Source organism: Flavobacterium daemonense, assembly GCF_007341385.1.
Lineage (GTDB): Bacteria > Bacteroidota > Bacteroidia > Flavobacteriales > Flavobacteriaceae > Flavobacterium > Flavobacterium daemonense.
Genome location: NZ_VJYD01000007.1, coordinates 140,309 through 161,090, shown reverse-complemented (window position 1 = coordinate 161,090; position 20,782 = coordinate 140,309). Strand labels below are relative to the sequence as shown.

Below are 20,782 nucleotides of genomic sequence, written 5' to 3'. Positions count from 1 at the left end.
TTGAATTAGTATCGCAAAACTCTTAATAATTTGTTAACTATCCTAATATTAGATTAAACTTTTTTCAGTTCCTGCTAAAATTTAACATTATAACATATGTTTACGATAGTGTTATATAATTGTAATTCTTGAATATCTTGACTTCCGTTTGTAAGAGTTATCTTCAATAGTCCATTTGGTGTCTGCAGTACAGAACCTATTCCTAGGCCAATTAGTTTTTTTGTCTCATTTGGATTAATAGATGACGTTAAGTCTTGATAAATACCGTAATCTGCAATTGTGTGTACGTAAATATTTCGTGAAAATTTGTATCGGTATTCTGTTAGAATTAAAAAATTGAGGTTGGATTGAAGACTGTTTTCTAAAAAGCCTCGGATGGAATTCATGCCCCCAAAACGATATAATTCATTTGAAATATAATTTTTACTGTTAAGATAAAAATTTTGTGAATTTATGTTAATGAAATTCTTGTCATTTATCTCAAAGTTATACGAGGCATTAATATTTGTATAAAATTGCTTGCTTGACCCTGCGGTCTCTGGTGAAGAATTAGTGTTCCTTTTTCCATAGCCAATTACCCAGTTTATATAAGCTTTTTTAGGCAGGAGATTGTTGATGTGGTCGATTTTTTTGTAATCGAAGCTTGATGTGAAATAAGCATTTTTGAAATCGCTAATTTGCGAATTATTGATGTTTTGAATGTCGCTTGATTCTGTTGCTTGATAACCGGCATAAATTCTAGAATTATAATTTAAAAAGTAGCCGAGATCAATTGAGGTTTTTGTGTTTTGAAATGTGCTGTCTTGTTTGAAAATGTTTAATTGCGCTTTTATGCCTAGCGGTGATTTAAAAATGTATGGAATTTCTAATCTAGTATTAAAGGTTTTTTGCTGGTTTCCATCACTTTTCCAATATAAAGAAAATTGCTCTCCAGCACGAAGAGTGTTTAAAAGTGAAATGTCTATATATCCATTTATGTTTAATTTTTCGTTTTTGTCGTTAGAAAACCCAATATAACCATCAAATGTATTTGCTTTTCTTTTTTCTATATAGGTGTAAATTTTGGTAGAATCTGTAGTGAATAATATTTCTGGATATTTTGTCTGTGAAATAAATTCATAACTATTAATCTCCTCGTAAAGTTGCTGTGTTGTTTCTTGATTAAAAGTTTTGTTTAAGTATTTTTTGTTTAGTTGTTTTAGGTGTCCTTTTGGAAAAAAATCTTTTTCCTTTGAATTTGAATAATTAAGAATGATGGAATTTATTGTTCTTTTTTTTTCTGATTTAAAATTTAAGTCGGCATAAATTATGGAATTCCTTTTTTTGATGTTTTCTAATTTGATTTTGCTTAAGGCGAAACCTTGTTTTTCCGCATCAATTATTTTTTGATTTAAGAAATTTTCGACTTCGCTATATGGCAAAATGATGGTGTCATTTTTTGCTTTTTCAGAATCAAATAATAAATTGTTTATACCTATATATATATGTATGAATTTTGTTTGCTTTTTTAGCTCTATTATTGAATGGTAGGTGGTGTCGTTTATTTGAGTTGTGTTTAAGATATTGTTTTCTAAATACCCTGTTTTCAGTAATTTTTCAGAAGTGCTGTTTACTTCATCAAGAAGTGATTTTATGTTTGGATGGATAGACTTATAGTTGAGTGAATCAATTATTTGGTTTTCAGATTGATTAGTTCCGTTTATTGTCAAGTGAAAATTTTGCGCATGACTGCAAATGCTTGTAATAGAGAAAAAGAATAAAAATAATATTTGTTTCAAAAGCTGTTTTTTCATTCGTTAAAAGTATTGCAAATATCGAATGTTTGTTTATAAAATCATAAGTCTAAATAATGTTGTTGAAAATTAATGAATTAACGTTTGTATAGTGAAAAATATTTTATACATTTGCAACCCCGTAAAAAGCGGGAATTTAATAAACATAATAATTTTTAGTATTAATTATGCCAACAATTCAACAATTAGTAAGAACAGGAAGAACTCAGATCACTAAGAAGAGTAAATCGGTTGCTTTAGATTCTTGTCCTCAAAGAAGAGGGGTTTGTACGCGTGTTTACACTACTACACCAAAAAAACCAAACTCTGCAATGCGTAAAGTTGCGCGTGTACGTTTGACAAATGGTAATGAGGTGAATGCTTACATCCCAGGAGAAGGACATAATCTACAAGAGCACTCGATAGTATTAGTGCGAGGTGGAAGGGTAAAAGATTTACCAGGTGTTAGATATCATATCGTTCGTGGAGCGCTTGATACGTCAGGTGTTGCAGGAAGAACGCAAAGAAGATCTAAGTACGGTGCTAAACGCCCAAAAGAAGCAAAAAAGTAATTTAAAAACTTTTAAGAAAAAGACATGAGAAAAAGAGCGGCAAAGAAAAGACCACTTTTACCAGATCCAAGGTTTAACGACCAATTAGTAACACGTTTTGTGAATAACTTAATGTGGGATGGTAAGAAATCTACAGCTTTTAAAGTATTTTATGATGCAATTGATATCATCGAAACTAAAAAGCAAAATGATGAGAAAACTTCATTAGAGATCTGGAAAGATGCTTTAACTAACGTTATGCCTCACGTAGAAGTACGTAGCCGTAGGGTTGGTGGAGCTACATTCCAAATTCCAATGCAGATTCGTCCAGACAGAAAAATTTCTATGGCAATGAAGTGGTTAATACTTTATTCAAGAAGAAGAAATGAAAAATCTATGGCACAACGTTTAGCTTCTGAGTGTTTAGCTGCGGCTAAAGAAGAAGGTGCTGCGGTTAAGAAAAGAATGGATACTCACAAAATGGCAGAAGCTAACAAAGCATTCTCTCACTTTAGATTTTAATTCGTAAGAAATGGCTAGAGATTTAAAATATACAAGAAATATCGGGATTGCTGCTCACATTGATGCTGGTAAAACAACAACAACTGAGCGTATTCTTTTTTACACTGGAAAGTCACACAAAATTGGTGAGGTACACGATGGTGCTGCAACAATGGACTGGATGGCGCAAGAGCAAGAAAGAGGTATCACAATTACTTCTGCTGCTACAACTTGTACTTGGAATTTTCCAACTGAGCAAGGTAAAGTTCTTCCAGAATCATTGCCTTACCACTTTAATATTATTGATACTCCTGGACACGTTGACTTTACTGTAGAGGTAAACCGTTCTTTACGTGTACTTGATGGATTGGTTTTCTTATTTAGTGCAGTTGATGGTGTTGAGCCTCAATCAGAAACTAACTGGAGACTTGCAGATCAATATAGAGTTCCTCGTATGGGATTCGTAAACAAAATGGACCGTCAAGGTGCTAACTTTTTAGCTGTATGCGGGCAGGTTAAAGATATGTTGAAATCGAATGCGGTTGCAATTACTTTGCCTATTGGTGATGAAGCAGATTTTAAAGGTATTGTTGACTTAGTTAAAAATCAAGCTATTGTATGGCATGATGAAACTCAAGGAGCTACTTTTGATATCGTTGATATCCCAGCTGATATGGTTGATGATGTAAAGCACTACCGTTCTATCCTTATCGAAGAGATCGCAACTTATGATGAGAATCTTTTAGATAAATACATGGAAGATGAAAACTCTATTACAGAGGAAGAAATCAACAATGCGTTAAGAGCTGCAACTATCGATATGGCAATCATTCCTATGCTTGCTGGTTCTTCTTTCAAAAACAAAGGAGTTCAATTTATGTTAGATGCTGTTTGTAAGTATTTGCCATCTCCATTGGATAAAGAAGGTATTGAAGGAATTCACCCTGATGATGCTGAGTTATTAGAAGAAGATCAAACTAAAATCTTACGTCGCCCAGATGTAAAAGAGCCGTTTGCTGCTTTAGCATTTAAAATTGCTACTGACCCATTCGTAGGTCGTTTAGCTTTCTTCCGTGCTTACTCTGGACGTTTAGATGCTGGTTCATATGTATTAAATACTCGTTCTGGTAACAAAGAGAGAATTTCTCGTATTTACCAAATGCATGCTAACAAACAAAATCCGATCGAATTTATTGAGGCTGGAGATATTGGAGCTGCTGTAGGATTTAAAGATATCAAAACTGGAGATACTTTGTGTGATGAAAAGAATCCAATTATTTTGGAGTCTATGAAATTCCCAGAGCCTGTAATTGGTATTGCTATCGAGCCTAAAACTAAAGCTGACGTTGATAAAATGGGTATGGCTTTGGCTAAATTAGCTGAAGAAGATCCAACATTTACTGTAAGAACTGATGAGGCTTCTGGTCAAACTATTATTTCTGGTATGGGTGAGCTTCACTTAGATATCTTAGTTGATCGTATGAAACGTGAGTTTAAAGTAGAGGTTAATCAAGGTGAGCCACAAGTAGAATACAAAGAGGCGTTTACTAAATCTGCACAACATAGAGAAACTTACAAAAAACAATCTGGAGGTCGTGGTAAATTCGGTGATATCGTATTTAGAATCGAGCCTGCTGATGAAGTTGATGGTAAAGTCCCAGTTGGATTACAGTTTGTAAATGAGGTAAAAGGTGGTAACGTACCGAAAGAGTATATTCCTGCTGTTGAAAAAGGTTTCCGTGAGGCTATGAAAACAGGTCCATTAGCTGGATACGCTGTTGATAGTTTGAAAGTAACTTTATTAGATGGATCTTTCCACCCTGTGGATTCTGATGCTCTTTCTTTTGAATTAGCGGCTAGAATGGGTTATAAAGAATCAGGACGTGCTGCTGGAGCTGTTATTCTTGAGCCAATCATGAAAATCGAAGTTATTACTCCTGAAGAAAACATGGGTGATATCGTTGGTGACTTGAACCGTCGTAGAGGTCAGGTTAATGACATGGGTGATAGAAATGGTGCTAAAACTATTAAAGCTGATGTGCCTTTATCAGAAATGTTTGGTTATGTAACTACATTAAGAACATTATCTTCTGGTAGAGCTACTTCAACAATGGAGTTCTCTCACTATGCAGAAACACCTTCTAATATTTCAGAAGAGGTAATCAAAAAAGCAAAAGGTAACGCTTAATTTTAAGAAAATGAGTCAAAAAATCAGAATAAAACTAAAGTCTTACGATCACATGTTGGTAGATAAATCTGCTGAAAAGATCGTAAAAACAGTAAAAACTACTGGAGCAGTTGTAACAGGTCCAATTCCGTTGCCAACTCACAAAAAACTTTTCACTGTATTACGTTCTCCGCACGTTAACAAAAAAGCGAGAGAGCAATTTGAAGTAATGTCATACAAGAGATTGATTGATATTTATTCATCTTCATCTAAAACTATTGATGCTTTAATGAAACTTGAATTGCCAAGTGGAGTAGAAGTGGAGATTAAAGTATAATTTTTTTATATTTTTTATATAAAAAGCGAGACAGAAACGTCTCGCTTTTTTTGTTTTTAATTTTTGATTTTGTTTCGTGTATTTTTTAAGTGTTTTATGGTTTTGTGTGTCTTTAAATTTTGTCTAAAAACCTTTGTTTTAAAGGGATGCGAAAGTTTTAGGTTTAAGTTTTATTATGGAATTGTTAAGTATGGATTGTCTAAATATTAAAAAATATGTTTCAAAAATGGAGAAGAAAAAAGTTGTTTTGATCATCATTTTGAAGCTTGGATTTTGATTATGAGCGATTTAATTTTTATAACTGTTTGGTATATTCAATTTTAATGCCTACTTTTGCACTCCCTGTTTGGAAATTTCTGTTATTTTCAAATTGAAGGGAATTTTAGTAATTAATAATTAATATTTATGTCTGGGTTAATTGGTAAGAAAATCGGCATGACTAGTATTTTTGATGAAAACGGGAAAAACATTCCTTGTACGGTAATCGAAGCTGGTCCATGTGTTGTTACCCAAGTCAGAACCAAAGGTGTTGACGGGTACGAAGCGTTGCAACTTGGTTTCGATGACAAAAACGAGAAACATTCTACTAAAGCGGCTTTAGGTCACTTTAAAAAAGCTGGAACTGTTGCTAAGAAAAAAGTCGTTGAATTCCAAGATTTTGCAACTGAACAAAAATTAGGAGATCTTATTGATGTTTCTATTTTTGAAGAAGGAGAATTTGTAGATGTACAAGGTGTATCTAAAGGTAAAGGTTTCCAGGGTGTTGTTAAACGTCACGGTTTTGGTGGTGTTGGACAAGCTACTCATGGTCAGCACAATCGTTTAAGAGCGCCAGGTTCTGTAGGAGCTTCTTCTTATCCATCTAGAGTATTCAAAGGAATGCGTATGGCTGGAAGAATGGGAGGAGATAATGTGAAAGTTCAAAACCTTAGAGTTTTAAAAGTAGTTGCTGAGAAGAATCTACTTGTTGTTAAAGGATGTATTCCTGGGCACAAAAACTCTTACGTAATCATTCAGAAGTAATGGAAGTAAAAGTATTAGATTTCAACGGAAAAGATACTGGTAGAAAAGTTCAACTTTCTGATTCAGTATTCGCAATTGAGCCAAACAATCACGCTGTATATCTTGATGTTAAGCAATATCTTGCTAATCAAAGACAAGGTACTCACAAAGCTAAAGAAAGAGCTGAAGTAACTGGAAGTACGCGTAAGATTAAAAAACAAAAAGGTACGGGTACAGCTCGTGCAGGAAGTGTTAAGAATCCTTTGTTTAAAGGTGGAGGAACAGTTTTCGGGCCAAGACCAAGAAGTTATTCATTTAAATTGAATAAAGCTTTAAAAAGATTGGCTAGAAAATCAGCTTTCTCAATCAAAGCAAAAGAATCAAATATTATCGTTTTAGAAGACTTTAATTTTGATGCGCCGAACACTAAAAATTTCATTAACGTTTTGAAAGCTTTAGGGTTAGAAAATAAAAAATCTCTATTTGTGTTGGGAGAGTCGAATAAAAACGTATATTTGTCGTCACGTAATTTAAAGGCTTCAAATGTCGTAACTAGCTCTGAATTAAGCACTTACGCTATTTTAAACACTAATAATTTAGTGCTTTTAGAAGGTTCTTTAGAGTTAATTGAAGAAAATTTAAGCAAATAATAGGATTATGAGTATCATTATTAGACCTATAGTAACGGAAAAAGTAACCAAAGAAAGTGAAGTTCTAAACCGCTTCGGATTCGTTGTTGACAAAAAAGCAAACAAAGTTGAGATTAAGAAAGCTGTTGAGGCTGCTTATGGAGTAACTATCGTTTCAGTTAACACAATGAATGTGAGACCAGATAGATCTACTAAATACACTAAAAGTGGTTTAATCAGTGGAAAGACAAATGCTTATAAAAAAGCTATTGTTCAAGTACAAGAAGGAGAAACAATTGATTTTTACAACAATATCTAAGATAGAAAAATGTCAGTAAGAAAATTAAAACCTATTACCCCAGGTCAGCGATTTAGAGTTGTGAATGGTTATGACGCCATTACAACTGATAAGCCGGAACGCTCTTTGATAGCGCCGATAAAAAACTCTGGAGGTAGAAATAGTCAAGGAAAGATGACCATGCGTTATACGGGTGGTGGTCACAAGCAGAGATATCGTATTATTGATTTCAAAAGAACTAAAGATGGAATTCCAGCTACAGTGAAATCAATCGAATACGATCCAAATCGTACTGCATTTATCGCTTTATTAGCTTATGCTGATGGTGAGAAAACTTATGTAATTGCTCAAAACGGATTGAAAGTTGGTCAGAAGCTAGTTTCTGGTCCAGAATCTCAACCTGAAATTGGTAATACATTGCCTTTAAGCAGAATTCCTCTTGGAACTGTTATATCTTGTATTGAGTTACGTCCAGGACAAGGAGCTGTAATTGCTCGTTCAGCTGGAACTTTTGCTCAGTTAATGGCAAGAGACGGGAAATATGCAACAATTAAAATGCCATCTGGTGAGACAAGATTGATCTTGTTAACTTGTTCGGCTACAATTGGAGCTGTTTCTAACTCTGACCACCAATTAGTTGTATCTGGAAAAGCAGGTAGAACAAGATGGTTAGGAAGAAGACCTAGAACTAGACCAGTAGCGATGAACCCAGTTGATCACCCTATGGGAGGTGGTGAAGGACGTTCTTCTGGAGGGCACCCACGTTCAAGAAACGGATTGCCAGCTAAAGGTTACAGAACTCGTTCTAAGAAAAACCCGAGTAACAAGTATATCGTAGAACGTAGAAAGAAATAATAAGATATGGCACGTTCATTAAAAAAAGGACCTTTCGTTCATTATAAATTAGACAAGAAAGTTCAAGAAAACGTAGAAAGTGGTAAAAATGGAGTAGTAAAGACTTGGTCTAGAGCTTCAATGATTACTCCAGATTTCGTTGGACAAACTATCGCAGTTCATAACGGTCGTCAATTTGTACCAGTTTACGTAACAGAAAACATGGTAGGTCACAAATTAGGAGAGTTTTCACCAACTAGATCTTTTAGAGGTCATGCTGGAGCAAAAAATAAAGGTAAAAAATAAGAAGCAATGGGAGTTCGTAAAAGAGAAACAGCAGATGCGAGAAAAGAGGCTAATAAGTCTATTGCTTTCGCAAAATTGAATAACTGCCCTACTTCACCTAGAAAAATGCGCTTAGTAGCGGACTTGGTAAGAGGTCAGAAGGTAGAAAGAGCACTTAACATTTTAAGATTCAGTTCTAAAGAAGCTTCAAGAAAATTAGAAAAACTATTATTATCTGCAATCAACAACTGGGAGCAAAAAAATAGTGAAGGTAATTTAGAAGAAGCTGGATTATTTGTTAAAGAGATCAGAGTAGATGGTGGAATGATGTTGAAAAGACTTCGTCCAGCTCCTCAAGGTCGCGCACACAGAATAAGAAAACGTTCTAACCACGTTACAATCGTGCTTGGAGCTATCAATAACACACAAAGCAATTCTTAAGCAGCATGGGACAAAAGACAAATCCAATTGGAAATAGACTTGGTATCATCAGAGGATGGGACTCAAACTGGTATGGTGGAAATGATTACGGTGATAAATTAGCCGAAGATCACAAAATCAGAAAGTATATCCATGCTCGTTTATCAAAAGCTAGTGTATCAAAAGTAATCATCGAGAGAACTTTGAAACTTGTAACCGTTACTATCACTACTGCTAGACCTGGTATTATTATCGGAAAAGGTGGGCAAGAGGTAGACAAGTTGAAAGAAGAACTTAAGAAAGTTACTGACAAAGAGGTTCAAATCAACATCTTTGAAATCAAAAGACCTGAGTTAGATGCTTATCTTGTGGCGACTAGCATCGCTCGACAAATCGAAAGCCGTATTTCTTACAGACGTGCAATCAAAATGGCTATTGCTGCTTCTATGCGTATGAACGCTGAAGGTATCAAAGTTTTGATTTCTGGTCGTTTGAATGGTGCTGAGATGGCGCGTTCGGAAGGTTTCAAAGAAGGTAGAATCCCTCTATCAACTTTCAGAGCTGACATTGATTATGCTTTGGCTGAAGCTCACACTACTTATGGTAGAATGGGTATCAAAGTATGGATCATGAAAGGTGAAGTTTACGGTAAGAGAGAACTTTCTCCACTTGCTGGAATGGACAAAAAACAATCTGGTACAGGTGGTGGTAAAGGTGGAGATGCTCCTAGAGGCAAATCTAACTTTAACAAAGGTGGAAAACCAGACGCTCGTAAAAGAAAGTAAATTTTTAAACTAAAGAAAAATGTTACAGCCTAAAAGAACAAAATACCGTAAGGTACAAAAAGGTAAAATGAAAGGTAACTCTCAAAGAGGGCATGAGCTTTCAAATGGAATGTTTGGTATTAAATCTGTACATGAAGATGGAATGTTCTTAACTTCTCGTCAAATCGAAGCTGCGCGTATCGCTGCAACTCGTTACATGAAGAGAGAAGGACAATTATGGATTAAAATATTTCCAGACAAACCTATCACTAAGAAGCCTCTTGAAGTACGTATGGGTAAAGGTAAAGGAGCAGTTGAGTATTGGGCTGCTGTTGTTAAACCAGGAAGAATTATGTTTGAAGTTGGAGGAGTTCCATTGTCAGTTGCAAAAGAGGCTTTACGTCTTGCAGCTCAGAAACTTCCAGTTAAAACTAAGTTCGTCGTTGCTAGAGATTTCGAAGCATAATTTATATTTATTATGAAACAATCAGAAATAAAAGATCTTTCTGCAGCGGAGTTGCAAGAAAAGCTTAGTCAAACTAAGAAAGTATATGCTGACCTAAAAATGGCTCATGCTATTTCTCCAATTGCTAACCCACTTCAAATTAGAAGCGTTAGAAGAACAGTTGCAAGATTGGCTACAGAGTTAACTAAAAGAGAGTTACAATAATTGTATTCTGCTGAAAGATGGAAGAAAAAAGAAATTTAAGAAAAGAAAGAATAGGTGTTGTTACTTCAAATAGAATGGATAAATCTATTGTTATTGCTGAAGTAAGAAAAGTAAAACACCCATTATACGGTAAGTTCGTGTTGAAAACAAAGAAATATGTTGCACACGACGAAACAAACGACTGTAACATTGGAGATACTGTAAGAATTAGCGAAACGCGTCCTTTAAGTAAAACAAAATGTTGGAGATTAGTTGAAATCTTAGAAAGAGCTAAATAATTATGGTACAACAGGAATCAAGACTAAAAGTAGCAGATAACACGGGAGCTAAGGAAGTTTTAACTATCCGTGTTTTAGGAGGTACCAAAAGAAGGTATGCCTCTGTTGGTGACAAGATTGTAGTATCTATTAAAGATGCAACTCCAAACGGAAACGTGAAAAAAGGAGCTGTTTCAACTGCAGTTGTTGTACGTACCAAAAAAGAAGTGAGAAGAGCTGATGGTTCTTATATCCGTTTCGATGATAATGCATGTGTTCTTTTGAATGCTGCAGGTGAAATGAGAGGGACTCGTGTTTTTGGTCCGGTAGCAAGAGAACTTCGTGAAAAGCAATTCATGAAAATTGTATCATTAGCACCAGAAGTGCTTTAATTCGTTTTAAGATGATAAAGCTAAAAATAAAATCAGGAGATATCGTAAGAGTTATTGCTGGAGACCATAAAGGTGCTGAAGGTAAAGTTCTACGTGTTTACCGTGAGAAAAATAAAGCGATAGTTGAAGGTGTGAACATGGTTTCAAAACATACAAAACCAAGTGCTAAAAACCCTCAAGGTGGTATCGTTAAGAAAGAAGCTTCTATTCAAATTTCTAACATTGCTTTAATTGATCCTAAAACTAAGGAAACAACTAGAGTAGGAGTTAGAGTAGAAGGAGATAAGAAAGTAAGATTTTCAAAAAAATCTAATCAAGTACTATAGTAATGGCATATACACCTAGACTAAAAGAAGAATATAAGAGTAGAGTAATCTCTGCTCTTAAAGAAGAGTTCGGATATACAAACGTAATGCAAGTTCCAAAACTTGAAAAAATCGTTTTGAGCCGTGGAGTTGGTGCAGCTGTATCTGATAAAAAACTTATTGACTATGCTGTTGATGAGTTGACAAAGATCACTGGACAAAAAGCAGTATCTACAATTTCAAAGAAAGACGTTGCGTCTTTTAAATTGAGAAAAGGAATGCCTATTGGAGCAAAAGTTACTTTACGTGGTGAAAGAATGTATGAGTTTTTAGATAGACTTATTACTTCTGCTTTACCACGCGTTAGAGATTTTAGTGGTATCAAAGCTACTGGTTTCGACGGAAGAGGTAATTACAATCTTGGAGTTTTGGAGCAAATCATTTTCCCAGAAATTGATATTGACAAAGTAAACAAAATCTCAGGAATGGATATTACATTTGTTACTACTGCAAAAACAGACAAGGAAGCAAAGTCATTATTGGCTGAATTAGGATTACCTTTTAAAAAGAATTAAGACATGGCTAAAGAATCAATGAAAGCCCGCGAGGTGAAAAGAGAGAAAACAGTAGCTAAGTATGCTGAGAAGAGAAAAGCTTTATTAGAAGCTGGAGACTACGAAGGTTTACAAAGACTGCCAAAAAATGCTTCACCTGTTCGTTTGCATAACCGTTGTAAATTGACTGGAAGACCAAGAGGTTATATCCGTCAATTCGGTATTTCACGTGTAACTTTCCGTGAAATGGCTAACAATGGATTAATTCCAGGTGTTAAAAAAGCATCTTGGTAATCTGGCAATAAGTTATTACTTTTGCAAACCAAAAAATAATTTTTAATTGATTAAAGGTTCGGGAGATGAGTATCTCCCGAAAACCATAATCGCAATCAAATACATATGTATACAGATCCTATTGCAGATTATTTGACTAGAGTTCGTAACGCTGTGGCTGCAAACCACAAAGTTGTTGAAATTCCAGCATCTAATCTTAAAAAAGAGATAACTAAGATCTTATTTGATCAAGGTTATATCTTAAGTTACAAATTTGAAACGAACACTGTTCAAGGTTCTATCAAAATTGCTTTAAAGTATGATAAAGATACTAAAGAGCCTGTAATCAAAGATATCCAAAGAATTAGTAAACCTGGTTTACGTAAGTACGCAGGTGCTGCCAAATTACCTAGAATCCTTAACGGATTAGGAATTGCTATTGTTTCTACATCGAAAGGTTTGATGACTGGAAAACAAGCTAAGCAATTAAATGTAGGTGGTGAAGTAATTTGTTACGTATACTAATTTTAAACACTAGATAAGATGTCAAGAATAGGTAAAAGCCCAATTGTAATCCCTGCTGGTGTAACTGTTGAAGTTAAAGACGGTATTATTACGGTAAAAGGAAAAAAAGGTCAACTAGTTCAGGAGTTTTCGGACGTAAATGTAACTGTTGAAGGCGATCAAGTTCAAGTTGAAAGATCGTCTGATCATAAAGACCATAGAGCAAAACACGGATTATTTAGATCTTTGATCAATAATATGATTGTGGGTGTTTCTGAAGGTTTCACAAAAGAACTAGAATTAGTTGGAGTTGGATATAGAGCTTCAAACCAAGGTCAAAAATTAGATTTAGCTCTTGGATATTCTCACAATATTGTTTTAGAAATTGCTCCAGAAGTATCTCTAGAAACAATATCTGAAAAAGGTAAGAACCCTATCGTAAAATTAACATCATTTGATAAACAACTTTTAGGTCAAGTTGCTGCGAAAATCAGAGGTTTCCGTAAGCCAGAGCCATATAAAGGAAAAGGTGTTAAATTTGTGGGTGAAGTATTAAGAAGAAAAGCAGGTAAATCAGCTTAAAAAATAAGATTATGTCATTAACAAAATCTGAAAGAAGACAGAGAATTAAATTCAGAATTAGAAAATCGGTTAGTGGTTCTGCTGCAAGACCTAGATTGTCTGTGTTTAGAAGTAATAAAGAAATTTACGCTCAAATCATTGATGATGTAAATGGAGTTACTATATTAGCTGCATCTTCTAGAGAAAAAGAAATAGGAAAAGGTACTAACGTTGAAATCGCTGCTGCTGTTGGAAAATTAGTTGCAGAGAAAGCGTTAAAAGCTGGGATTGATACCATCACTTTTGATAGAGGTGGATATTTATATCACGGTCGTATTAAATCATTAGCAGAAGGCGCAAGAGCGGCTGGACTTAAATTCTAATATATTATGTCTAAATACAAAAATGTAGAATTGGTAAAACCTAGTGGTCTTGAACTTAAAGATCGTCTGGTAAGTGTTAATCGTGTTACTAAAGTTACAAAAGGTGGTAGAGCTTTCGGTTTTTCTGCTATTGTAGTTGTAGGTGATGAAAATGGAGTAGTTGGTCACGGATTAGGAAAATCTAAAGACGTTTCTGAAGCAATTGCGAAAGCAGTGGAAGATGCTAAGAAAAATTTAGTAAAAATTCCTTTGAATGGACAATCTGTTCCTCACGAACAAAAAGGTAAATTTGGTGGTGCGCGTGTATTCTTAATTCCTGCTTCTCATGGTACAGGAGTTATTGCTGGTGGAGCTGTTCGTTCAGTTCTTGAGTCAGTGGGTATTCACGATGTATTATCTAAATCTCAAGGATCATCAAATCCTCATAACGTAGTGAAAGCAACTTTTGATGCTTTATTACAGATGAGAAGCGCTCACACTGTTGCAAAACAAAGAGGTGTTTCTTTAGAAAAAGTTTTTAAAGGTTAATTCAAGGAAATTATGGCTAAATTATTAGTAAAACAAGTAAGAAGCAAAATCAACTGTCCTCTTTCTCAAAAAAGAGGTTTGGAAGCTTTAGGTCTACGTAAAATTGGACAAGTTGTAGAGCATGAGTCAAATCCTGCTATCCTTGGGATGATAAACAAAGTTAAACACTTAGTTTCTGTTGAAGAAGCTAAATAACAAATACTGTTATGAATTTAAGTAACTTACAGCCAGCTGAAGGATCAACACACAATCAAAATAAGAGAGTAGGTAGAGGAGAAGGTTCTGGAAAAGGTGGCACTGCTGCAAGAGGTCACAAAGGAGCAAAATCTCGTTCTGGTTATTCTAAAAAGATTGGTTTTGAAGGAGGACAAATGCCACTTCAAAGACGTGTTCCTAAGTTTGGTTTCACAAACATCAATCGTAAAGAATACGAAGGTGTTAATTTAGATACGCTTCAATTATTAGTTGACAAAGGTGTGATTACTGATTCTGTTTCTATGACAGAATTTGTTGCAAACCGTCTAGCTTCTAAAAATGAAATCGTTAAGATTTTAGGAAGAGGAGAATTGAAAGCAAAATTAAAAGTAACTGCTCACAAATTTACTGCTACTGCAAAAGCTGCTATTGAAGCTGCTGGTGGAGAGGCTGTAACAATATAATTTTTCTATTGTATGAAGAAATTTATTGAATCAATTAGCAATGTTTGGAAAATCGAAGAACTAAAGAATAGAATTCTAATTACTTTAGGATTACTTTTAGTATATCGTTTTGGAGCACACGTTACGCTTCCTGGAATTGACGCAACTCAATTGATGGGGTTAGCAGGACAAACTAAAAATGGTTTAGGATCTATCCTAGACATGTTCACCGGAGGTGCATTTTCTAAAGCTTCAGTTTTTGCTTTAGGGATTATGCCTTATATTTCTGCATCTATTGTTGTTCAGTTAATGGGAATTGCGATTCCTTATTTACAAAAACTTCAAAATGATGGGGAGAGTGGTAGAAAAAAGATTAATCAAATTACACGTTGGTTAACTATTGCTATTACATTGGTTCAAGGTCCAACTTATATCTATAATTTATACAGAACATTGCCTGGTAGTGCTTTTCTACTAGGCTTTAATTCACCTGAATTTTTATTCTCGTCTGTAATCATTTTAGTTACTGGTACAATTTTTGCTATGTGGCTAGGTGAAAAAATTACTGATAAAGGTATTGGAAACGGAATTTCGTTATTGATTATGGTTGGTATTTTAGCTCGTTTACCACAAGCTTTTATGCAAGAATTCAAATCTGTAGTTACAAACAACACTGGAGGTTTGATGTTAATGGCCATTGAAATTATTGTATGGTTATTAGTAATTATTTCTTGTGTATTGCTTACAATGGCAGTACGTAGAATTCCAGTTCAGTACGCTCGTCGTACGACAACTGGTGACTATGAGCAAGATTTGGCAGGTGGTAATAGACAGTGGATTCCTCTTAAGCTTAATGCTTCTGGAGTTATGCCAATCATTTTTGCTCAGGCAATTATGTTTATACCTGCAGCTGTAGCTGGATTATCTAAATCAGATACATCACAATCTATTGTTGGAGCATTTAGTAATATGTTCGGTTTTTGGTATAATTTTGTATTTGCAACTTTAATTATTGTATTTACATTTTTCTATACTGCAATTACTGTTCCTACAAACAAAATGGCTGATGATTTAAAAAGAAGCGGTGGTTTTATTCCTGGAGTTCGTCCTGGAGCTGAAACATCTGAGTTTTTAGATAAAGTGATGTCTTTAATAACTTTCCCAGGATCTTTATTCCTTGCTTTGATTGCTGTGTTCCCAGCTATTGTTGTAAGTATTATGGATGTACAACAATCTTGGGCAATGTTTTTTGGAGGTACCTCATTAATAATTATGGTTGGGGTTGCAATAGATACTATTCAACAAATCAATTCATACTTGTTAAACAAGCATTATGATGGTTTAATGAAGACTGGTAAAAATAGAAAAGCGGTAGCTTAATATATTTATGGCAAAACAATCAGCAATAGAACAAGACGGATCAATCATTGAAGCATTGTCAAATGCGATGTTCCGTGTAGAGTTAGAAAATGGACATGTTGTAATTGCTCATATTTCTGGTAAAATGCGAATGCATTACATCAAATTATTACCTGGTGATAAAGTGAAACTAGAAATGAGTCCTTATGATTTGTCAAAAGCAAGAATTACTTATCGATATTAAAGGATAATTACTATGAAAGTTAGAGCATCAGTAAAAAAGAGAAGTGCCGAGTGCATTATCGTGCGTAGAAAAGGGAGACTGTACGTAATAAACAAAAAGAATCCTAGATTTAAACAAAGACAAGGATAATTATGGCAAGAATAGCAGGGGTAGATATCCCAAAAAACAAAAGAGGTGTTATCGCACTTACCTACATCTTCGGATTAGGAAAAAGTAGAGCTATTGAGATTTTAGAGAAAGCTCAAGTTAGCCAAGATAAAAAAGTTCAAGATTGGAATGATGACGAGATCGGAGCAATTCGTGATGCAGTTTCATTTTACAAAATTGAAGGAGAATTGCGTTCTGAAGTTTCTTTGAACATCAAACGTTTAATGGATATTGGTTGTTACAGAGGTATCCGTCATAGATCTGGTCTTCCATTAAGAGGACAAAGAACTAAAAACAACTCTAGAACAAGAAAAGGTAAAAGAAAAACTGTTGCTAACAAGAAAAAAGCAACTAAATAATAAGTAATATGGCTAAAGCAACTGCAAAAAAACGTAAAGTTATCGTTGAATCAACGGGTGAGGCTCATATTTCTGCCACTTTCAACAATATTATCATTTCTTTGACAAATAAGAAAGGTGAAGTTATTTCTTGGTCTTCAGCTGGTAAAATGGGTTTCAGAGGTTCTAAAAAGAATACTCCATATGCAGCTCAAATGGCAGCAGAAGATTGTAGCAAAGTAGCTCTTGAGGCAGGACTTAAAAAAGTTAAAGTTTATGTAAAAGGACCAGGAAACGGACGTGAGTCTGCTATCCGTTCTATTCATAACGGTGGAATTGAAGTTACTGAGATTATCGACGTTACTCCAATGCCTCATAACGGATGTCGTCCTCCTAAAAGACGTAGAGTTTAATACTCAAAATAAATTATAGTATAACCTAGATAGAACATAGATTATCGAAGGATAAGACCTGAATTCATAATCTCTATCTTAAACAAATTAAAATGGCAAGATATACTGGTCCTAGCACAAGAATCGCTCGTAAATTTGGCGAAGCAATTTTCGGAGATGACAAATCTTTCGAAAAAAGAAATTACCCACCTGGACAACACGGGATGGCTAAAAAAAGAGGAAAAAAATCTGAGTACGCTGTTCAGTTAATGGAAAAGCAAAAAGCTAAATATTCTTATGGAATTTTAGAAAAACAATTCAGAAATTTATTCGAAAAAGCATCAGCAACTAAAGGTGTAACTGGTGAGGTTTTATTACAATTATGCGAAGCAAGATTGGATAATGTTGTTTTTAGAATGGGAATTGCTCCATCTAGAAGAGGTGCTCGTCAAATTGTATCTCACAGACACATTACTGTTAATGGTGAAGTTGTAAACATTCCTTCTTACCACCTTAAGCCTGGTGATAAAGTTGCAGTTCGTGAAAAATCTAAATCTTTAGAAGCTATCGAACGTTCTTTATCAAATTCAAGTCATGTTTATGAATGGATTACTTGGAACAATGATCTTAAAGAGGGAACTTTCGTTTCTGTACCTGCAAGACTTCAAATTCCAGAAAACATTAAAGAACAATTAATCGTAGAGTTGTACAACAAATAATAATTGACTTAGTCGAAATTTATGGCAATATTTAATTTTCAAAAGCCCGATAAAGTTATCATGATCGATTCAACCGATTTTGAAGGTAAATTTGAATTTAGACCTTTAGAACCTGGTTACGGATTGACAGTTGGTAATGCACTTAGAAGAGTTTTGCTTTCAGCATTAGAAGGTTATGCAATTACATCTGTTCGTATCGAAGGTGTAGATCATGAGTTTTCTACTATTTCAGGTGTTGTTGAAGATGTTACCGAAATTATCCTTAATCTAAAACAAGTGCGTTTCAAACGTCAGATTGAAGATATCGATAATGAAGCAGTTACAATTTCTGTTTCTGGTAAAGATCAATTGACAGCAGGTGATTTTCAAAAATTTATTTCAGGTTTCCAAGTTTTGAATCCAGACCTTGTTATCTGTAATTTAGATTCTAAAATCAAATTGAACTTCGATTTAACAATCGAAAAAGGTAGAGGATACGTTCCTGCTGAAGAGAACAAAAAACAGAATGCTGCAATTGGAACAATTTTTACAGATTCTATTTTTACTCCGGTAAAAAATGTAAAATATGCAATTGAAAACTTCCGTGTTGAGCAAAAAACAGATTACGAAAAATTAGTTTTCGAAATCAAAACTGATGGATCTATTAATCCAAAAGATGCTCTTACTGAAGCTGCCAAAGTTTTAATTCACCATTTCATGTTGTTTTCTGACGAAAGAATTACACTTGAGGCTGACGAAATTGCACAAACAGAATCGTATGATGAAGAGTCATTGCATATGAGACAATTGCTTAAAACTAAGCTTGTTGATATGGATTTATCTGTAAGAGCATTAAATTGCTTGAAAGCGGCTGAAGTTGATACACTTGGTGATTTAGTATCGTTCAATAAAAATGACCTAATGAAATTCCGTAATTTTGGTAAAAAATCTTTAACTGAACTTGATGAACTTGTTGCAGTGAAGAATTTAACTTTCGGAATGGATTTAGCTAAATACAAATTAGATAAAGAATAATTTACTTCATATTTTGCTCTCCATAGTGGATTGTAGCAAGATGAAGATAAAAAAAACACGTCATGAGACACGGAAAAAAATTCAACCACTTAAGCAGACAGACTGGACATAGAAAAGCTATGTTAGCTAATATGGCTTGTTCTCTTATCGAGCACAAACGTATTAACACAACTGTTGCTAAAGCTAAAGCGCTTAAACAATTTGTTGAGCCTTTAATCACAAAATCAAAAGAGGATACGACTCACAATCGTCGTATTGTTTTTGCTTACTTACGTAGCAAATATGCTGTAACTGACTTGTTCAGAGACGTAGCTGCTAAAGTTGGTGACCGTCCAGGTGGATACACTCGTATCATTAAAGTTGGAAATCGTTTGGGAGATAATGCTGATATGGCAATGATCGAACTTGTAGATTTCAATGAACTTTACAATGGAGGTAAAAAAGAAGTTAAAAAAGCGAAAAGCCGTCGTGGTGGTAAAGCTAAAAAAGCTGAAACTGCTGCTCCAGAAGCTCCTGCTGCTGAAACAGAAACGACTACTGAAGCTTCTGAATAATTATGAAAGTAATGATTCTATAGAAATCAAGGATAAACTAATTTTTAGTTTATCCTTTTTTTTTTTTTTTGATTTTTTTAAAAGTTGTAAAATTTAACTTATTTGAATGTGAAGGTTTTATTTTTATTAATGAATTTTTTAAAAAATCTTGGAAGCACTCTTTTAAAGAAGTAAATTTGCACAATATCTAATTACAATTGAAACAAGATAGCATGTTTCATAGGATGATCTAAAAACAATACAATTAAAGAATGAAATACACAACACGACAAAGCGCCATTTTATTACTAAGCGATGGAACCATTTTTTACGGGAAGTCTATCGGTATTAGCGGTAAGACTTTTGGTGAAGTTTGTTTTAATACTGGAATGACGGGATATCAAGAGATTTTTACAGATCCTTCTTATTTTGGACAAATAATGGTAGCAACAAATGCTCACATTGGAAATTATGGTGTTAATGATTTAGAAGTTGAATCTGACAGCATCAAAATTGCTGGTTTAGTTTGTAAAAACTTCAGTTTTAATTATTCTCGTGAAAGAGCTTCAGAAAGTTTGGAAGATTATTTTGCAAAGCAGAATTTAATCTGTATTTCTGATGTTGATACTCGTGCGCTTGTGAGTTATATCCGCGATAATGGTGCTATGAATGCTGTTATCTGTACTGATGGAACTTCGATTGAAGATTTGAAAAAAGAATTGGCAAATGTGCCAAACATGGAAGGTTTAGAGTTGGCTTCAAAAGTGTCAACTACTGAGCCTTATTTTTTTGGTGATGAAAACGCAACATATAAAATCTCAGCATTAGATCTTGGAATTAAAAAGAATATTCTAAGAAATCTTGCAAAAAGAGATTGTTATATTAAAGTGTTTCCGTATAATTCTACATATAAAGATATGTCTGAATTTAATCCTGATGGTTATTTCTTGTCAAATGGGCCTGGTGATCCAGATCCTTTATTTGGTGCAATACAAGTTGCAAAGGAGATTTTGGCTGATGATAAACCATTGTTTGGAATTTGTCTTGGTCACCAAGTTATAGCTTTGGCAAATGGAGTACAGACGTATAAAATGTTTAACGGTCACCGCGGAATTAACCATCCTGTAAAAAATATAGTTACTGGTAAAGGTGAGATTACTTCTCAGAATCATGGTTTTGCTGTGAACAAAGAGCAGTTAGATAACCATCCAGAATTAGAAATTACGCATTTGCATTTAAATGATGGAACAGTAGCTGGTATGCGAATGAAAAACAAAAACTGTTTTTCTGTGCAATACCACCCAGAAGCTAGCCCGGGGCCACATGATTCATCTTATTTGTTTGATCAGTTTGTTGAGAATATAAAACAAGCTACCGCTAAAACGATGTAGTTAATAAATAAAGGTATATA

At 34.4% G+C, this 20,782-nt stretch carries 34 protein-coding genes; 33 read left to right on the top strand and 1 reads right to left on the bottom strand.

All coding sequences use genetic code 11. The features are described 5' to 3' along the window. Positions 1-74: 74 nt before the first annotated feature. Complete coding sequence (locus FND99_RS11230) at positions 75-1,793, bottom strand: BamA/TamA family outer membrane protein (RefSeq protein WP_144338061.1); 1,719 nt, start codon at positions 1,791-1,793, stop codon at positions 75-77. 167 nt (positions 1,794-1,960) lie between these two features. Here FND99_RS11230 and rpsL point away from each other — a divergent pair, with 167 nt between their 5' ends. The 33 genes from rpsL to carA all read left to right on the top strand — a co-directional run bounded on the left by rpsL (position 1,961) and on the right by carA (position 20,762). Then, complete coding sequence (rpsL, locus tag FND99_RS11225) at positions 1,961-2,344, top strand: 30S ribosomal protein S12 (RefSeq protein WP_007136570.1); 384 nt, start codon at positions 1,961-1,963, stop codon at positions 2,342-2,344. Between the two features lie 24 nt (positions 2,345-2,368). Then, a complete protein-coding gene (rpsG, locus tag FND99_RS11220; protein ID WP_026727879.1) occupies positions 2,369-2,845 on the top strand; it encodes a 30S ribosomal protein S7 in 477 nt (158 codons plus the stop codon). Positions 2,846-2,855: 10 nt separating this feature from the next. Then, positions 2,856-5,012: an elongation factor G gene (gene fusA, locus FND99_RS11215; RefSeq protein WP_144338060.1), complete on the top strand. Its 2,157-nt coding sequence runs from the start codon at positions 2,856-2,858 to the stop codon at positions 5,010-5,012. A 10-nt stretch (positions 5,013-5,022) separates the two neighbouring features. Then, positions 5,023-5,328, top strand: a complete 306-nt coding sequence (gene rpsJ, locus FND99_RS11210) for a 30S ribosomal protein S10 (protein WP_007803605.1) — start codon at positions 5,023-5,025, stop codon at positions 5,326-5,328. Positions 5,329-5,733: 405 nt separating this feature from the next. Next, positions 5,734-6,351: a 50S ribosomal protein L3 gene (gene rplC / locus FND99_RS11205; RefSeq protein ID WP_057124294.1), complete on the top strand. Its 618-nt coding sequence runs from the start codon at positions 5,734-5,736 to the stop codon at positions 6,349-6,351. After that, on the top strand, positions 6,351-6,980 hold the full coding sequence (rplD, locus tag FND99_RS11200) for a 50S ribosomal protein L4 (protein ID WP_144338059.1): 630 nt from the start codon (positions 6,351-6,353) through the stop codon (positions 6,978-6,980). The genes rplC and rplD overlap by 1 nt, the downstream gene beginning before the upstream one ends. Positions 6,981-6,987: 7 nt before the next feature. Further along, complete coding sequence (rplW, locus tag FND99_RS11195) at positions 6,988-7,278, top strand: 50S ribosomal protein L23 (RefSeq protein WP_091496652.1); 291 nt, start codon at positions 6,988-6,990, stop codon at positions 7,276-7,278. 9 nt (positions 7,279-7,287) lie between these two features. Further along, on the top strand, positions 7,288-8,112 hold the full coding sequence (gene rplB / locus FND99_RS11190) for a 50S ribosomal protein L2 (protein ID WP_035650459.1): 825 nt from the start codon (positions 7,288-7,290) through the stop codon (positions 8,110-8,112). A gap of 6 nt (positions 8,113-8,118) precedes the next feature. Next, on the top strand, positions 8,119-8,397 hold the full coding sequence (rpsS, locus tag FND99_RS11185; RefSeq protein ID WP_115889866.1) for a 30S ribosomal protein S19: 279 nt from the start codon (positions 8,119-8,121) through the stop codon (positions 8,395-8,397). Positions 8,398-8,403: 6 nt separating this feature from the next. Further along, the gene (gene rplV, locus FND99_RS11180; protein ID WP_007803631.1) at positions 8,404-8,817 is read left to right on the top strand and encodes a 50S ribosomal protein L22; all 414 of its coding nucleotides are present in this window, start codon (positions 8,404-8,406) and stop codon (positions 8,815-8,817) included. Between the two features lie 5 nt (positions 8,818-8,822). After that, a complete protein-coding gene (gene rpsC / locus FND99_RS11175; RefSeq protein ID WP_008464292.1) occupies positions 8,823-9,581 on the top strand; it encodes a 30S ribosomal protein S3 in 759 nt (252 codons plus the stop codon). A gap of 19 nt (positions 9,582-9,600) precedes the next feature. Then, entirely contained in the window at positions 9,601-10,026 is a 426-nt protein-coding gene (rplP, locus tag FND99_RS11170; RefSeq protein ID WP_017495016.1) for a 50S ribosomal protein L16, read from the top strand. Positions 10,027-10,038: 12 nt separating this feature from the next. Next, on the top strand, positions 10,039-10,230 hold the full coding sequence (gene rpmC, locus FND99_RS11165) for a 50S ribosomal protein L29 (RefSeq protein ID WP_008464297.1): 192 nt from the start codon (positions 10,039-10,041) through the stop codon (positions 10,228-10,230). Positions 10,231-10,247: 17 nt separating this feature from the next. After that, positions 10,248-10,508, top strand: coding sequence for a 30S ribosomal protein S17 (gene rpsQ, locus FND99_RS11160; RefSeq protein WP_144338058.1), 261 nt, complete (start codon positions 10,248-10,250; stop codon positions 10,506-10,508). 2 nt (positions 10,509-10,510) lie between these two features. Further along, entirely contained in the window at positions 10,511-10,879 is a 369-nt protein-coding gene (gene rplN, locus FND99_RS11155) for a 50S ribosomal protein L14 (protein WP_007803649.1), read from the top strand. Positions 10,880-10,890: 11 nt separating this feature from the next. Further along, on the top strand, positions 10,891-11,205 hold the full coding sequence (gene rplX, locus FND99_RS11150; protein ID WP_144338057.1) for a 50S ribosomal protein L24: 315 nt from the start codon (positions 10,891-10,893) through the stop codon (positions 11,203-11,205). A gap of 2 nt (positions 11,206-11,207) precedes the next feature. Then, positions 11,208-11,759 (top strand): 50S ribosomal protein L5, encoded by a 552-nt coding sequence (gene rplE / locus FND99_RS11145; protein ID WP_017495015.1) that lies wholly within the window; start codon positions 11,208-11,210, stop codon positions 11,757-11,759. A 3-nt stretch (positions 11,760-11,762) separates the two neighbouring features. Then, entirely contained in the window at positions 11,763-12,032 is a 270-nt protein-coding gene (gene rpsN / locus FND99_RS11140; protein ID WP_008464305.1) for a 30S ribosomal protein S14, read from the top strand. A 105-nt stretch (positions 12,033-12,137) separates the two neighbouring features. Then, the gene (gene rpsH / locus FND99_RS11135) at positions 12,138-12,536 is read left to right on the top strand and encodes a 30S ribosomal protein S8 (protein ID WP_029272051.1); all 399 of its coding nucleotides are present in this window, start codon (positions 12,138-12,140) and stop codon (positions 12,534-12,536) included. Positions 12,537-12,554: 18 nt separating this feature from the next. Beyond that, positions 12,555-13,097, top strand: coding sequence for a 50S ribosomal protein L6 (gene rplF / locus FND99_RS11130; protein ID WP_144338056.1), 543 nt, complete (start codon positions 12,555-12,557; stop codon positions 13,095-13,097). 11 nt (positions 13,098-13,108) lie between these two features. Further along, positions 13,109-13,459, top strand: a complete 351-nt coding sequence (gene rplR, locus FND99_RS11125; RefSeq protein ID WP_109190655.1) for a 50S ribosomal protein L18 — start codon at positions 13,109-13,111, stop codon at positions 13,457-13,459. A 3-nt stretch (positions 13,460-13,462) separates the two neighbouring features. After that, complete coding sequence (gene rpsE, locus FND99_RS11120; protein ID WP_085950926.1) at positions 13,463-13,987, top strand: 30S ribosomal protein S5; 525 nt, start codon at positions 13,463-13,465, stop codon at positions 13,985-13,987. 12 nt (positions 13,988-13,999) lie between these two features. Continuing rightward, on the top strand, positions 14,000-14,182 hold the full coding sequence (gene rpmD / locus FND99_RS11115; protein WP_008464315.1) for a 50S ribosomal protein L30: 183 nt from the start codon (positions 14,000-14,002) through the stop codon (positions 14,180-14,182). A gap of 11 nt (positions 14,183-14,193) precedes the next feature. Next, a complete protein-coding gene (gene rplO / locus FND99_RS11110) occupies positions 14,194-14,646 on the top strand; it encodes a 50S ribosomal protein L15 (RefSeq protein ID WP_144338055.1) in 453 nt (150 codons plus the stop codon). Between the two features lie 12 nt (positions 14,647-14,658). Continuing rightward, positions 14,659-16,005: a preprotein translocase subunit SecY gene (gene secY, locus FND99_RS11105; protein WP_144338054.1), complete on the top strand. Its 1,347-nt coding sequence runs from the start codon at positions 14,659-14,661 to the stop codon at positions 16,003-16,005. A 7-nt stretch (positions 16,006-16,012) separates the two neighbouring features. After that, positions 16,013-16,228 (top strand): translation initiation factor IF-1, encoded by a 216-nt coding sequence (gene infA, locus FND99_RS11100; protein WP_026714631.1) that lies wholly within the window; start codon positions 16,013-16,015, stop codon positions 16,226-16,228. 12 nt (positions 16,229-16,240) lie between these two features. Then, positions 16,241-16,357, top strand: a complete 117-nt coding sequence (ykgO, locus tag FND99_RS11095; RefSeq protein WP_002987490.1) for a type B 50S ribosomal protein L36 — start codon at positions 16,241-16,243, stop codon at positions 16,355-16,357. A 2-nt stretch (positions 16,358-16,359) separates the two neighbouring features. Continuing rightward, positions 16,360-16,734, top strand: coding sequence for a 30S ribosomal protein S13 (rpsM, locus tag FND99_RS11090; protein WP_012022478.1), 375 nt, complete (start codon positions 16,360-16,362; stop codon positions 16,732-16,734). Positions 16,735-16,742: 8 nt separating this feature from the next. Beyond that, positions 16,743-17,126, top strand: a complete 384-nt coding sequence (gene rpsK, locus FND99_RS11085; RefSeq protein WP_007803677.1) for a 30S ribosomal protein S11 — start codon at positions 16,743-16,745, stop codon at positions 17,124-17,126. 92 nt (positions 17,127-17,218) lie between these two features. Further along, complete coding sequence (rpsD, locus tag FND99_RS11080) at positions 17,219-17,824, top strand: 30S ribosomal protein S4 (RefSeq protein ID WP_029272055.1); 606 nt, start codon at positions 17,219-17,221, stop codon at positions 17,822-17,824. A gap of 21 nt (positions 17,825-17,845) precedes the next feature. Continuing rightward, positions 17,846-18,838, top strand: a complete 993-nt coding sequence (locus tag FND99_RS11075) for a DNA-directed RNA polymerase subunit alpha (protein ID WP_026109818.1) — start codon at positions 17,846-17,848, stop codon at positions 18,836-18,838. 62 nt (positions 18,839-18,900) lie between these two features. Next, positions 18,901-19,392 carry a 50S ribosomal protein L17 gene (rplQ, locus tag FND99_RS11070; RefSeq protein ID WP_095931493.1) on the top strand — a complete coding sequence of 164 codons (492 nt, stop codon included), beginning with the start codon at positions 18,901-18,903 and terminating at the stop codon, positions 19,390-19,392. A 251-nt stretch (positions 19,393-19,643) separates the two neighbouring features. Then, the gene (gene carA / locus FND99_RS11065) at positions 19,644-20,762 is read left to right on the top strand and encodes a glutamine-hydrolyzing carbamoyl-phosphate synthase small subunit (RefSeq protein WP_144338053.1); all 1,119 of its coding nucleotides are present in this window, start codon (positions 19,644-19,646) and stop codon (positions 20,760-20,762) included. The last annotated feature ends 20 nt before the right edge of the window (positions 20,763-20,782 follow it).